The sequence below is a fragment of the Streptomyces nanshensis genome (assembly GCF_001751255.1).
Classification (GTDB): Bacteria; Actinomycetota; Actinomycetes; order Streptomycetales; family Streptomycetaceae; genus Streptomyces; species Streptomyces nanshensis_A.
The window spans coordinates 242-13,870 of record NZ_LJGW01000195.1 but is presented as its reverse complement, the minus strand read 5'-3'; the positions used below and the strand labels follow the sequence as shown (position 1 = coordinate 13,870).

Here is a 13,629-nt window from a genome sequence, read left to right as displayed (position 1 = left end):
GGCTCCGACCCGTCTTCGCCGTCCCCGGTCGCGGATGCACCGCGGCGCCCATCCGGACAATTCCGGGCTGGCGCGTGCCGTGCGCGCCCCGCCGCGGGGAACGCTCCTCGAAAGCGCGAGCCGAGCGCGGACAAGCGGACGAGGAGGCGGGCGTCATGGAGTGGACGGGATCGCGCCGGACGGTGCTGCTGACGGCGGGGCTCTCGCTGCTGGGCGCGGCCTGCGAGTCCGGGGACGGCGGCGGGTCCGGCGGAGGCGGAGGCGGCGGAGGGGGCGGTGGCGGCGGCGACGGCAAGCGCTCGCCGTTCACCGGGCGCACCGGCGCGGGCGACAAGGTGCTCGCCGTGAAGATCGACAACGTCGAGGCGGCCCGGCCGCACACCGGTCTGCAGAAGGCCGACATCGTCTACGTCGAGGAGGTCGAGGCGGGGCTGACCCGCATCATGGCCGTCTTCGCCTCCCGGATCCCCTCGCTCCTCGGCCCCGTACGCAGCGCACGCGAGTCCGACCTGGAGCTGCTGCGGCAGTACGACGAGCCGGGCCTCGCCTACTCCGGCGTCCAGTCGAAGCTGCGCTCCCGGGTGGAGTCCGCGCCGCTGAAGGCGCTGCCGCCGTCGCGCGCGGGAGCGGCGTACGTACGCAAGGGGGACCGTCCCGCTCCGCACAATCTCTATCTCCGTCCGCGCAAGCTCCTCGCCGGCGGTCCCGCGTCCGGGATCGGCGCACCCGGCGACATCGGCTTCCGCTTCGGGGCCGCGCCGGACGGCGGCCGGAAGACCGCCGGGCGGACGATCCGGTTCCCCGCCGCGCGCTACGGCTTCGCCTGGTCCGCCGGACGCCGCCGCTGGCTGGTCTCCATGGACGGCTCCCCGGCCTCCACCACCGACGACGGACGGCTGGAGGCCGCCACGGTGGTCGTGCAGTACGTACGGGTACGGGACTCCGGGCTCGGCGACAGCGGCGGCAGCGTCACCCCGTACACCGAGACGGTGGGCTCGGGACGGGCGCTGGTGCTGCGGGACGGCAAGGAGTACGAGGGCCGCTGGAGACGGTCGCCGGCGACCGGGGGCACGACCTTCACGGACGCCGACGGCAAGCGGCTGGCCTTCGCGCGCGGCCAGGTGTGGGTGGTGCTCGCCCCGGCGGAGTGAGCGGGCCGGGGCGAGCGGAGCCGCCGATCAGGGCGGCGAGCGGAGCCGCCGATGAGAGCGGGGCGAGCGGGACGCCGATCAGGGCGGGGCGAACTCGCGCCGTACGGGCGCTACTTGTCCTTGCCCTCGTCTTCGTCCTTGTTCTTCTTCTCGCCCTTGTCCTTGTTCTCGTCCTTGTTCTCGTCCGTGTCCTTCTTCTCCGAAGACCCGGACTTCGGGCTGGACTTCGAGCCGGACTTCGGGCCGGAGTCGGGTTCCGAGCCGTACGCGGTCATGAAGCGGTCGCGGAACTTGTCCATCCGCCAGACCGGCGCCTTGTGCTCCGGCTTGAGGCCGTCGGTCCAGCCCCAGTCGGAGACCTGGTCCATCACCTTCTTGTCCTTGGCGACGATCGAGATCGGCACGTCCTTGTTCTTCGCGCCGCCGGTGACCGTCGGGACGGGCTGGTGGTCGCCGAGGAAGACGAGCACCGTGTCCTTGTCGCCGTACCTCTCCAGATACTCGGTGAGGCTCTGCACCGAGTACTCGATCGCCTTCCTGTACTGGGTGCGCACCCGGTGCGGGTCCTTCCACACCTCGGTGGGACGGGCGCCCGCGTCGTGGATGGGCTGGTAGACGCGGCCGTCGCCGAGCTTGTTCCAGGGGAGCATCGTGGGCAGCGGGGACCACGGGTTGTGGCTGGAGGCGAGGATGATCGTCGCCATCATCGGCTTGTGGCCGGACTTGCCGTGCTCCAGCCGCTCGAAGGCCTTCAGGCTGAACTGGTCGGGCACCGGGGACCAACTGAACATCGGCCCCTCGTAACCGAGATGGTGCGAGTCGTAGACGTGGTCCATGCCGTAGAACTTGCCCTCGGGCCAGGACCTCCGGACCCCCGGCATGATGCCCACCATGCGGTAGTCGCCCGTCCTGCGGAAGGCACGGGTGAGGGTGAGCCGGTCGCTGGAGACGAGGCTGCGGTAGCGCTGCTGGTTCGCGACCCACAGGCCGGACATCAGCGTGGAGTGGCCCATCCAGCTTCCGGCGCCCGAGATCGGCGAGGTGAGCCAGCCGCTCTTGGAGGCGAAGCCCGCCTTGTCCAGCGCGGCGGTGCGCTTCTTGAGGACGGAGTCGACGCCCGGTGCGATCTCGGGGTCCTCGATCGCGCTGCGGCCGTAGCTCTCGATGAAGGTGAAGATGACGTTCTTGCCGCGGAGTTCGGGGACGAGCTTGTCGCCCGGCGTCCCCTCGAACTTGTCGACGCGGGCCTCCTTCGCGAACGCCTTCTCGTCCTTCCAGCCCGCCTGGACGGCCTCCACGCGGTGCTGGAGGAGCAGCGCGGTGTTGCGGGACGCGACGTTCACATTGTCCGAGCCCGTCTGGAGGCCGAAGACGGAGCAGACGATCCAGGCCGTGCCGAGCGCCAGAGCGGTACGGGTCGTGGCCGTGCCGTGCCGGGCGATGACGAGGCTCAGCCGCCGGACGGCCAGCGCCATGAGGACGACGAGGACGATCGCGAGGACGACGATGCCGATCACGGCGAAGACGGCGCCGGTCTCGCCCACGGAGTCCTTGAGGAAGGAGTGCGCGTCGTCGAAGAGGATCCAGTCGAGCACGAGGTCGAAGGGGCGTGCCAGCACCGAGTAGAAGCCCATGTCGATGAACTTCAGGATGGTCACCAGGCCGAGCAGCGTCCCGACCGCCAGCGCCGTCCAGCGCCTCGCGCGCGGCGGCAGCACGAGCAGCAGGACGGCGCCGAATATCCCCTCGACCGGTATCCGCAGGAACGCGTTGGGCGTAAGGCGGTAGAGGGCGTTGGGCAGCAGCAGGGCCGCGACGACGAGGAGGGCGGCCAGCACGGTCACCGCGACGGAGACGGTACGGGCGGCGGTGGGGCGGCGCTCGCGCCAGCCGGCATCGGCACCGGCACCGGCGTCGACACCGGAACCGGAACCGGAACCGGAACCGGCGCCGTCCGTGCCGGACTTCGCCTCCGCGTCCGGCGTCGCCTCCGCCTCCGCGGCGTCCGGCCCGTCCGGGGACGTTCCGGGCGGGGCGTCGTCAGGGGTCGAGCCCTTCTCCGTCCGTGCCATGTCCTTGTTCCGCTGCTGCTTGAGCGAGCGTGTGAAGAGCGACAACCCGAGGGTCCTTCCGTGCTGAGCGCGGTGCTGTCACGGCGGACCAGTGATCACGGACCGGCCGCAGCCGGAAGCGTACGACGGGGACCGTGACCTGGTAGCCGGGTTTTACCAGCACGATAAACACCCGCCTCGCGGCGTCCTCGCGAGGTCCTCGCGCCCGTGACCTGCGCTTGGCACGGGCGTGACCCGCCCTTGGCACGCCGTGGCCGCGTCACGGCAGCGGCGGCGGCACTCCCGCCTCGTCCAGGAGCGCCCGTACGGCCTCGGCGTCGCCCGCGTCCAGCGCTTCGAACGGTTCGGGAAGCTGGTCGCAGTCGAGGACCCCCTGCGCCACCAGCGCGGACTTGAACGCACCGACCCCCGCTCCCCACCCCGTCACGGAGGAGGCGACGCGGGTGATCTCCATCAGGGCCGCCAGCCGGTCCTGTTCGCGCCGTACCGCCGTCCAGTCGCCCGCGCGGAAGGCCGCGTGCATGCGGACGTACCCCTCGGGGTCGACGTTGGCCAGGCCCGGCACGACACCGTCCGCGCCCGCGAGATACGCACCGTCGACCACGACCTCGTGCCCGGTGAAGAGGGTCAGCGGTCCGCCCTCGGCGCGGTTGCGCAGCGCGAGCCGGCGGAAGGCGACGTCGTCCCCGGAGGAGTCCTTCACCCCGGCGAGCGCACCGGCGGCGCCCAGCTCGACGAGCATCTCCGCGTCGAGCTTGGTGTGGACGCACAGCGGGATGTCGTACGCGTAGACCGGGACGTCCGCGCGTGCGCCGAGGATCTCGAAGTGCCGCCTGATCTGCGGGGCGTGGGCGACGGCGTAGAAGGGGGCGGTGGCGACGACCGCATCCGCGCCCGCCTTCTGCGCGGCCTCGATCTGCCGCAGCACCCGGCCCGTCTGGGTGTCGATGACGCCCGCGAGCACCGGCACCCGGCCGGCCGCCGCGCGTACCGCCTCGCGTACGACCTGGACGCGCAACGCGTCGGTGCAGAACGGCGCTTCGCCCGTCGAGCCGAGCACGAACAGCCCGTCGACACCGGCCGCGATCAGGCGGGCGATCAGCCGCTCCAACGACGGGACGTCGAGCGTGCGGTCCGGGGTGAGCGGGGTGACGAGGGGCGGCACGACGCCCGTGACGGGGGCGGGGCGGCTGGTTCCGGGACGGGGGCGCGGGCCGGTGTGCGGGGCCGGGGTCGCCGCGGGGGTGGCGGGGGTGGTGGTCATGCGGTCATCCTTCCCGTCCGGCGGCGGGCGCCCCGGGCTCCGCGCGCTCCCCCGCACCGCCGGAGTCACCGCCCGGCTCACTGCCCGGCTCACCGGCCGGCCTCTCGATCGGTTTCCCGCCCGACTCGCCGCCGGGCGGCGCCGGTTCGCGCGGAATGACGTCCAGCGCGTCGGTCTCCCATACGTACGCGGGCCCGAGCAGCCGCTGCGCCCGCAGCGGGGCGTTCACGGCGACGAGGACGATCACCATCGCCGTCAGCCCGAAGGAGAGCACCGCGAGCGCCGTGCCCAGCGGCATCGTCCGCGCCAGTCCCGCGCCGAGCACCGGCGCGACCGCACCGCCCAGCGCGCCCACGTTGTAGGTGAAGCCGAGGCCCGCCGCCCGCTGTTCCACGGAGAAGTAGCCGCCGATCCACTTCGGCAGCAGCCCCGAGATGCCCTGCCCGAAGACCTGCTGGAGGAAGAGCAGCACCCCGAGCAGCGGCAGCGACCGACCGCCGACGAGGAACACCGGGAAGACGAGCACCTGTGAGACGACGAGCGCCGTCCAGTACGCCCGCCGCGTACCGAAGCGGTCGCCCAGGAAGCCCCCGAGCACACAGCCGGCCGCCGCGCCGAACCCGGAGAAGAACAGCAGGTCCGCGACGTGTCCGGCGGCCAGCCCGAGGTCGCTCTTCAGATAGGTCGGCAGCAGCGCCTGGATCGGCCACGAGTACAGGAACGCCGTGAAGACGACGGTCATCAGCGTGACGCCGGTGGGCCAGCGCCGTCCCGAGAACTGGACCATGAACCAGACGAAGACGGCGGTGACCACGACGGCGAGCGCGGTCACCGGCAGCGCGCCGCCCGCGAACCCGGCGAAGACGAGCAGCAGGGCGCCGAACGCGACGAGCGTGAGCACGGTGTTGCCCGCGGCGACCCGCTTCCGCGCGCTCGCGTAGAGGGTGCGGAACATGTCCGGCGGCCCGGCCGCCCCCGCGCGCTTCGCCTCCCGCGCCCGCTGCCAGTCCTCCGACTCGGGCAGGGCGCGCCGCAGCCACAGCGCCAGCACGATCGGTACGAGGCCCACGGCGAACAGCGCACGCCAGCCCCACTCGGGCACGACGACCCGGTAAACCTGCGCGCACAGCGCGGAACCGATCGCGAAGCCGCTGATGAGAAAGCCCGACGCCTTGTTGCGCAGATGCTCGGGCCAGGACTCGATGACGTACGTCGCGCTCGACCCGTACTCGCCGGCCATGCCCAGCCCGATCAGCAGCCGCGCCGCGAAGAGCACCCAGTACGCGGGCGCCGCCGCGCACAGCGCCGAACCCAGGGAGAACAGCACGATGCTGACGACCATGGCGTTGCGCCGCCCGTAGTGGTCGCCGAGCGCGCCGAGCGCGAGGCCGCCGAACCACCGGGAGACGAACGCGGCGGAGACCAGGGCCGCCGCCGTGACACCGGAGAGGCGGAACTCGTCGGTCACCTCGGTGAGGACGAGCGTGATGATGACGAAGTCGAAGCCGTCGAGGAGATAGCCCAGCCAGGCCGCGGTGAAGGCCCGCCACTGGGCCCCCGACAGCTCCCGGTACCAGGCGGGCCGCCGCCCGGTGCGCTCGTCGTGCGTGGCGTCCATGGCCCGCCCCTCGTCTCGTCCGGTGTCCGACGGCGTCCGGTCCCGTACAGATCGGACATCGGATGTCTGATGTCCCGGCGGAACACTAGGGGTGCCCGGCGGCCACGGCAAGACCTCGGCGGAGGAGACATAGGATGTCCGATGTCGTACGCACCCGGTCTCACCTCACCCGTCCCGGGCGACAGCACGGTCGCTCCCGACCCGGAAGGGCCGCCCTCGGATGCCGGCGAAGAAGCTGCCCGCCGAAGCCAGCGAAGCCAGCGAAGCCAGCGAACCTGGCTCGTCCCGCGAACCCGGCTCGTCGTCCCGCGGGCCTCGCGAACCCCAGGAGGCCGGCGGGGCCCGCGAGTCGAGCGCGCACCGCGAGCCGCGCCTCCCGCGCTCCCCCGAACTGTCCGTGGTGGACCGGATCAAGGAGTACATCCTGCTGGGCCGTCTCGCCCCGGGCGATCCGATGCCCACCGAGAACGAGCTGAGCGAGCGCCTCGGCGTGAGCAGATCGCGGGTCCGCGAGGCGATGAAGACGCTCTCCGCGCTCGACATCGTCGAGGTCCGGCACGGCTACGGCACGTATGTGGGACGGCTCAGCCTCACGGCGATGGTCGAGTCGCTCGCCTTCCGCGGGCTGCTCAACGCCCAGGACGACCAGGACGTGATGGCCGACCTCATCGACGTACGGCAGCTTGTGGAGACGAGCCTCGCCGAGCTGGTCGTCGATCAGGCCGAGCCCGAAGTCCTGGAGTCCCTGCGGCGGTTGACGGCGACGATGCACGAAAAGGCCGCGCGCGGCGAGGAGTTCCTCGCGGAGGACCGTGAGTTCCATCTGCTGCTGATGCGGGCCACGGGCAACGCGCTGGCCGTACAGCTCACCGGCGCCTTCTGGGACGTCCACGCGATCGCGCTGCGCGCCGTACCCGGCTCCACGGACCTCGCGCAGACCGCCGCGGGGCATGTCGCCGTCGTGGACGCGATCGCGGCGGGCGACAGCGCGCTGCTGCGCCGGGCGATCGTCGCGCACTACGCCCCGATCCGGGAGCGGCTGGGCCACCGCGCACCGCCCGGCGGCACGACGGGGGAGTGAGCCGCGCCCGTCCCGTCGCGCACCGTCCCGTGGAACGCCGCCGCGTACTCCCTTGACAGCCGGCCCCGTTGGCTCGAACCTTCCGTGGCGTCCGTCGCTCAGTGGATCACTGGCCAGTCCACCTGGAGGAGCCGCCATGACCACGTCCGCACCCGCCCGCGAGCCGGAGACCGTCCGCAGTCAGCGACGCCGTGCGGTGGTCGCCAGCACCGTCGGCACGGCCATCGAGTGGTACGACTTCTTCCTCTACGGCACCGCCGCCGCCCTCGTCTTCCCGCATCTCTTCTTCCCCGGGCAGTCCACGTACGCCGGTGTGCTCGCCTCGTTCGGCACCCAGTTCGTGGGCTTCGCCGCGCGCCCCATCGGCGCCGCGATCTTCGGGCACTTCGGGGACCGCGTCGGGCGCAAGTCGACGCTCGTGGTGACGCTGATGCTGATGGGCGTCAGCACCTTCCTCATCGGTCTGCTGCCCTCGTACGAGTCGATCGGGTTCGCGGCGCCGCTGCTGCTGGTGTTCCTGCGCGTCGTCCAGGGCATCGGTGTGGGCGGCGAGTGGGGCGGCTCGGTGCTGCTGTCGATGGAGTGGGGCTCCAAGCGCCGCCGCGGGCTGATGGCGAGCTGGCCCCAACTCGGCGTCCCGCTCGGCCTGATCGCCTCGACCGGCATGGTCCAGCTCACCGGCGCCGCGACCGGCGACGGCTTCGAGAGCTGGGGCTGGCGGATCCCGTTCCTGGCCAGCTTCGTGCTGATCGGCATCGGTCTGTACGTACGGCTGCGCGTGCTGGAGAGCCCCGCCTTCCAGGAGGTGAAGCAGGAGCGCGAGGTGGTGCGGATGCCCGTGCTGCGCGTCCTGCGCGACCAGCCCCGCGAGGTGCTGACCTCCGCCTTCGTACGCCTCTCCGAGCAGGCGCCGTTCTATCTCTTCATCACCTTCGTCCTCACCTACGGCACCGAGGAGGTCGGGCTGCCCAAGGAGGAGCTGCTGCGCGACACCCTCATCGCGGCGGCGGTCGGCCTGGTCAGCGTGCCGGTGTGGGGATACATATCGGACCTGCTGGGGCGGCGGCTGACGTACGGGATCGGCATCGCGTGCGTCGGCGTCTTCGCCTTCCCGTACTTCGCGATGCTCGACAGCGGCAGTTCGGGGCTGGTGCTGATCGCGATCGTGCTGTCGCTGTTCTTCCACGACATCCAGTACGGGCCGCAGGCGGCGCTGATCGCCGAGAGCTTCGGCGCCAACGTCCGCTACAGCGGCGCCGGTCTGGGCTACCAGCTCGCCTCGGTCATCGCGGGCGGCCCGGCGCCGCTGATCGCCGCGGCGATCCTGGAGAACTACGGTTCCAGCACCGGCATCAGTTGGTACATCATCGCCTGCTGTGTGCTCGCGCTGGCCGCGCTGGTGCTGATGCCGCGCGGCGACGCCGACCCCGGGACCACGATCCCGGAGGGCGGCGGAGCCGCGGCGGAGAAACCGACGGAGCCGACGGAGACGGCGGAGACGACGGCGGATAAGCCGACGGAGGAGCCCGGCGGAGAAGCCGTGACGAAGGAGCCGTAACCGGGCCGAACGGGACGAAGGACGCGGGAGTGCGCAGCGTGTCCCGTCACACGTCGTCGGCGGGGCACGACCTGTCGACTCCGGAGATCGATGCGTGTAAACAGGGGCAATGGCAGGACCGCTGACACCTCTTCGGGCCCTGACCGCACCGCGATCCCGCGGCGGGCGCCGCCCGCGGCGGCCGTTCCTCGGGAAGGGCAGCGTCGCCCGGCAGGTGTTCGTCCTCCAGGTGGCCGTCGTCCTGGTCCTCGTCGTCGCCGCGGTCGCGGCGCTGGTGCTCCAGGTACGGCGCGACGGGACGCAGGCCGCGCGCGACCGCTCGCTCGCCGTCGCCGAGACCCTCGCGAACTCGCCGGGCACGGTGGGCGCGCTCCGCTCCGCCGACCCCACCGCCCGCCTCCAGGGGCCGGTCGAGGCCGCGCGCAAGCGCAGCGGCGTCGACTTCATCACCGTGATGAACGACGACGGCATCAGATACACCCACCCGATAAAGAACCGAATCGGGAAGAAGTTCGTCGGCACCATCCGGCCCGCCCTCGAAGGCCACGTCCACACCGAGACCGTCGAGGGCACCATCGGCAAGCTCGTCCAGGTCGTCGTGCCCGTGACCGACGGCGACGGCCGGGTCGTCGGCCTGATCTCCGCCGGCATCAAGATCGAGAAGGTCAGCGGCGTCGTCGACCGGCAGCTCCCGCTTCTGCTCGGCGCCGCCGCGGTCGCGCTCGTCCTCGCCATGGGCGGTACGGCCCTGGTGAGCCGGCGGCTGCGCCGCCAGACGCACGGCCTGGGCACCCTCGAGATGACGCGCATGTACGAGCACCACGACGCGGTGCTGCACTCCGTCCACGAGGGCGTGCTGATCGTCGGCGGCGACGGGCGGCTGCTGCTCGCCAACGACGAGGCGAGCCGGCTGCTCGACCTGCCGCCTGACGCACAGGGACGGCACGTCACCGAACTCGGCCTGGAGGAGCCGATGTTGCGGCTTCTGCACCCGGGGCGCGTCGCCACCGACGAGGTGCTGCGGGCGGGCGACCGGCTGCTGGCCGTGAACAACCGTTCCACCGACCGCCGCGGCGGGCCTCCCGGCTGGGTCACCACGCTCCGCGACACCACCGAGCTGCGGCAGCTCTCCAGCAGGGTCGAAGTGGCCCGTAAGCGGCTGGAGTTGCTGTACGAGGCCGGGGGCGGCATCGGCACCACCCTCGATGTGACGCGTACGGCCGAGGAGTTGGCGCGGGTCGCGGTGCCGCGCTTCGCCGACTTCGTCACCGTCGATCTGGCGGAGCCCGTGCTGCGCGGGGAGGAGCCGGGCGGCCGCGTCCCCGCGCTGCGGCGGGTGGCCGTCCACGGCATCCGCGAGGACCAGCCGCTCTATCCGACGGGCGAGGCGATCGCCTTCACCGCGTCCTCGCCGCAGGGCCGCGGCTTCCGCAGCGGCCAGGCGGTGATCGAGCCCCGCCTCGGCGACGCGGACGGCTGGCTGACCGCGGATCCCGAACGCAGCGCCCGCGTACTGGAGTACGGCATCCACTCGCTGATCGCCGCGCCGCTCAGCGCCCGCGGGGTGCTGCTGGGCGTGGTGGAGTTCTGGCGTTCGGAGAAGCCCGAGCCGTTCGAGGAGGACGACCTCGATCTCGCGGCCGAACTGGCCGCGCGCGCCGCCGTGTCCATCGACAACGCCCGCCGCTTCACGCGGGAGCACGGCATGGCCGTCGCCCTCCAGCGGAGTCTGCTGCCGCGTGCCCTGCCCGAGCAGAGCGCCGTCGACGTCGCCTCGCGCTATCTGCCGGCGCAGGCGGGGGTGGGCGGCGACTGGTTCGACGTCATCCCGCTGCCCGGCGCCCGCGTGGCGCTGGCCGTCGGCGACGTCGTGGGCCACGGGCTGCACGCCGCCGCCACCATGGGACGGCTGCGCACCGCCGTGCACAACTTCTCCGCGCTCGATCTGCCGCCCGACGAACTCCTCGGCCATCTCGACGAGTTGGCGGCGCGCGTCGACAAGGACGCCATCGAGGAGGGCGGCGAGACCGCCATCACCGGCGCCACCTGTCTCTACGCCGTCTACGACCCCGTCTCCCGTACCTGCGTGCTGGCGCGCGCCGGGCACCCCACGCCCGCGCTGGCCCTGCCCGACGGCACCGTCGAATTCCCCGACATACCGCCCGGGTTGCCGCTGGGCATCGGCGGACTGCCCTTCGAGTCGGTCGAGTTGCCCATGCCGGAGGGCAGCGGCCTGGTGCTGTACACCGACGGGCTCGTCGAGCGCCGCGACAAGGACATCGACATCGGGCTGGACCTGCTGCGCGAGGCCGTGGCCGGCGCGGGCCGCTCGCCCGAGGAGACCTGCGACGCGGTGCTGGAGGCCCTGCTCCCGGCACGGCAGGGCGACGACATCGCGCTGCTGGTGGCCCGCACGCGGGTGCTGGACCCGGGACGGGTCGCCGAGTGGGGCGTGGAGTCGGACCCGTCGGCGGTCGGCGGAGTGCGCTCGGCCGTCGCCGCGAAGCTCGCCGAATGGGGCCTGGAGGAGCAGGGGTTCGTCACCGAGCTGATCCTCAGCGAGCTGATCACCAACGCGATCCGGCACGCCGCCGGGCCCATCACGGTGCGGCTGCTGCGCGACCGCGCCCTCATCTGCGAGGTCTCCGACCACAGCAGCACCTCGCCGCATCTGCGCCACGCGGCCACGACGGACGAGGGCGGGCGCGGCCTCTTCCTCGTCGCCCAGTTCGCCGACCGCTGGGGTACGCGCTACACCAAGCACGGCAAGGTCATCTGGACGGAACAGGACCTGCCCGACGAGGCGTGAACTCCCGCTGAGGCGCGGCCGGTCGGGGCCGTACGGACGGCCGGGGCGCGGTCACGGCTGCGGTCACGGCTGCGGTCACTGCGGTGGTCGCAGCGGTGGTCGCAGACTCGCGAACAGAGCCTTCAGCGGTACGGGCACGCTCGCGTCGTCGAGCGCCTCCACCAGCACCCGCCCGTAGTGGATCTTGCGGCCCTTCTTGGTGCCGAGGAAGCGCCGGAGCTGCTGCTGAGCGCTGCGGCCCTGCTGCGCGGGCTGGTGCAGAAAGGTCCGCAGCCGGCGCTCCTCGCCCTCCGCGCGGACGAGTTCGCCGACGCGCTCCGGGCCCAGCGCGCGGATCAGCTCGTCCTCCAGATCCGCCGCGCAGACGAAGAACTCCGGCCGGGCCGCCGCGTCGGGCGGCGCCAACGCACGGGCGTAGTACGGGCGTTCGGCCTCGTCGCACAGCCCCGTCAGCCGCAGCCCCAGCCCGTGCGGACCGAGAAGGCGCGCGAACCGGCCGACGCTCATCGCACCGCCCATCGGCAGCACGCAGATCCCCTCGGCCGCCAGATCCCGGCCCAGCCGGGTGGCCAGCGCATCGACGGCCGCGGCGTCGCTCAGCCCCTCCAACAGGACGGCTGTGCGCACCTCCAGTCGCGCGGCGAGGTCGCGCGCGGGCCCGTCGGGGCCGCCGGCCGCCCATGCGGCGACGGCCTCGCGGAAGGACTCCATGTCGGCCATGGACCGAGTCTCCGCGCTTCACGGCCGCCGCGACAGGGAATTTCCGACCGGCTCCGGTACGCGGGCACCGCGGCGGACGGGATCCGGGGCCGTACCGGCGTACCGGCGTACGGGCTGACGGCCGAACCGCTCGCGTCCGCCCGGGAGTTGAGGCCCCACAACCGATGAGCGCCGGATGCCGGGCAACTATACACACGGTGTATACGTCCTCTGGGGCGTGCGCCCCTCGCCGGCACACGACGCCCAACGCCGAACGCCCCGCCCGTGCCGTCATGTCCAGGAGCCCGTCCATGGCCCACACGTATCTGCTGCCGATCAAGACGGCGGCGGTGCTCTTCCCGCTGCTCGCGCTGCTGTTACTCCTCCCGACGGCCGTCGTGCTCTACCGGCGGCACGGCGTGCTGACCTCGGGTCGCTTCCTGTCGCTCTCCGCCTTCGGCCACTACGTGCTGACGGCCGCGTGCATGACCGTCGTCCCGCTGCCGTCCCGGACGGTCGACGTGTGCGCCGCGTACGCGGAGACGGCCTCACCCCAACTCGTGCCCGGCAACACCCTCGGCGACATCTGGAAGGAGGCGCACCACCGGATCGGCCTCGGCCCGCTGCTGCTGCACAACCCGGCCGTCGCCGGTGCGGTCTTCAACCTGCTGCTGCTCCTCCCGCTCGGCGTCTTCCTCCGCTACCACTTCCGGCGCGGCCTCGCCGCCACGGCCTGCGCCGGTGCCGGGCTCTCGCTCGCCTTCGAACTCACCCAGTTCACGGGCGTGTTGGGCCTCTACCCCTGCCCGTACCGGCTCTTCGACGTCGACGACCTGCTCATCAACACCTCGGGCGCGGTGCTCGGCTGGGCGCTGACCGGTCCGGCCGTACGGCTGCTGCCCGCGCTGGAGACGCTGGACGGCAGGGCGCTCTCCCGCGTCCCCGTACCGCTGGGCAGGCGGCTGACGGCGCTGCTCGCCGATCTGATCGGGGTCTCGTCCACGGCCGTCTGCTGCGTCCTCGTCGCGGCGTACACCGGGGACGGGGAGGACGAGGCCACCCTGCTGCTCACGGTGCCCGTGGCCGTGTGCGCGGTCTGGTTCGTGGCGCTGCCGTACGCCACGGGCGCCACCCCGGGCAAGCGGCTGCTGCGCCTGAGCCTGGTCGGCGAGCGGGGCGGCCCAGCGCCGGTGTGGCGGCTCGCGGTGCGGGCGGCGGCGCTCGGGGGTCTCGTACTGCCGCTGTTCTCGCTGCTGTCGGCGGCCGCGGTCGTCCTCGTATCGGCGGTGGCGACCCCGACGGGGCGTCAATCGACCGTCGCCGTCGCGGAGTCGGCCCGGTCCGCCGATCTGACGGACGCCGCCGCGCTCGCCTCCC

Annotated in this window: 9 protein-coding genes; 5 read left to right on the top strand and 4 right to left on the bottom strand. The window is 72.6% G+C overall.

The features are described 5' to 3' along the window. Window positions 1-155: 155 nt before the first annotated feature. The gene (locus AN218_RS11715) at window positions 156-1,151 is read left to right on the top strand and encodes a DUF3048 domain-containing protein (protein ID WP_079132068.1); all 996 of its coding nucleotides are present in this window, start codon (window positions 156-158) and stop codon (window positions 1,149-1,151) included. A gap of 110 nt (window positions 1,152-1,261) precedes the next feature. On the opposite strand, the gene AN218_RS11710 is transcribed toward AN218_RS11715, so the two are convergent. The 3 genes from AN218_RS11710 to AN218_RS11700 form a co-directional block, all read right to left on the bottom strand. Continuing rightward, entirely contained in the window at window positions 1,262-3,223 is a 1,962-nt protein-coding gene (locus AN218_RS11710) for an alkaline phosphatase family protein (RefSeq protein WP_244900406.1), read from the bottom strand. 259 nt (window positions 3,224-3,482) lie between these two features. Beyond that, window positions 3,483-4,487 (bottom strand): dihydrodipicolinate synthase family protein, encoded by a 1,005-nt coding sequence (locus AN218_RS11705; protein ID WP_079132071.1) that lies wholly within the window; start codon window positions 4,485-4,487, stop codon window positions 3,483-3,485. Window positions 4,488-4,491: 4 nt separating this feature from the next. Further along, a complete protein-coding gene (locus AN218_RS11700) occupies window positions 4,492-6,105 on the bottom strand; it encodes an MFS transporter (protein ID WP_070016791.1) in 1,614 nt (537 codons plus the stop codon). Between the two features lie 220 nt (window positions 6,106-6,325). On the opposite strand from AN218_RS11700, the gene AN218_RS11695 reads away from it, so the two are divergent. The 3 genes from AN218_RS11695 (at window position 6,326) to AN218_RS11685 (ending at window position 11,553) form a co-directional block, all read left to right on the top strand. Beyond that, window positions 6,326-7,186: a FadR/GntR family transcriptional regulator gene (locus tag AN218_RS11695; RefSeq protein WP_079132067.1), complete on the top strand. Its 861-nt coding sequence runs from the start codon at window positions 6,326-6,328 to the stop codon at window positions 7,184-7,186. A gap of 136 nt (window positions 7,187-7,322) precedes the next feature. Further along, complete coding sequence (locus tag AN218_RS11690; protein WP_079132066.1) at window positions 7,323-8,744, top strand: MFS transporter; 1,422 nt, start codon at window positions 7,323-7,325, stop codon at window positions 8,742-8,744. A gap of 109 nt (window positions 8,745-8,853) precedes the next feature. Then, window positions 8,854-11,553, top strand: coding sequence for a SpoIIE family protein phosphatase (locus AN218_RS11685; protein WP_079132065.1), 2,700 nt, complete (start codon window positions 8,854-8,856; stop codon window positions 11,551-11,553). A gap of 75 nt (window positions 11,554-11,628) precedes the next feature. Here AN218_RS11685 and AN218_RS11680 read toward each other — a convergent pair whose 3' ends face one another. Then, window positions 11,629-12,273, bottom strand: a complete 645-nt coding sequence (locus AN218_RS11680; protein WP_070016789.1) for a TOPRIM nucleotidyl transferase/hydrolase domain-containing protein — start codon at window positions 12,271-12,273, stop codon at window positions 11,629-11,631. A gap of 290 nt (window positions 12,274-12,563) precedes the next feature. On the opposite strand from AN218_RS11680, the gene AN218_RS11675 reads away from it, so the two are divergent. Beyond that, window positions 12,564-13,629, top strand: a 1,066-nt coding sequence (locus AN218_RS11675; RefSeq protein ID WP_107421422.1) for a VanZ family protein, incomplete at its 3' end; no start/stop codon positions are given.

Bases quoted from the DNA above. Each gene is read 5' to 3' on its own strand.
- AN218_RS11680 (WP_070016789.1), bottom strand. From the start codon at position 12,273: ATGGCCGACATGGAGTCCTTCCGCGAGGCCGTCGCCGCATGGGCGGCC.
- AN218_RS11710 (WP_244900406.1), bottom strand. From the start codon at position 3,223: ATGGCACGGACGGAGAAGGGCTCGACCCCTGACGACGCCCCGCCCGGA.
- AN218_RS11705 (WP_079132071.1), bottom strand. From the start codon at position 4,487: ATGACCACCACCCCCGCCACCCCCGCGGCGACCCCGGCCCCGCACACC.
- AN218_RS11715 (WP_079132068.1), top strand. From the start codon at position 156: ATGGAGTGGACGGGATCGCGCCGGACGGTGCTGCTGACGGCGGGGCTC.
- AN218_RS11700 (WP_070016791.1), bottom strand. From the start codon at position 6,105: ATGGACGCCACGCACGACGAGCGCACCGGGCGGCGGCCCGCCTGGTAC.
- AN218_RS11695 (WP_079132067.1), top strand. From the start codon at position 6,326: ATGCCGGCGAAGAAGCTGCCCGCCGAAGCCAGCGAAGCCAGCGAAGCC.
- AN218_RS11685 (WP_079132065.1), top strand. From the start codon at position 8,854: ATGGCAGGACCGCTGACACCTCTTCGGGCCCTGACCGCACCGCGATCC.
- AN218_RS11690 (WP_079132066.1), top strand. From the start codon at position 7,323: ATGACCACGTCCGCACCCGCCCGCGAGCCGGAGACCGTCCGCAGTCAG.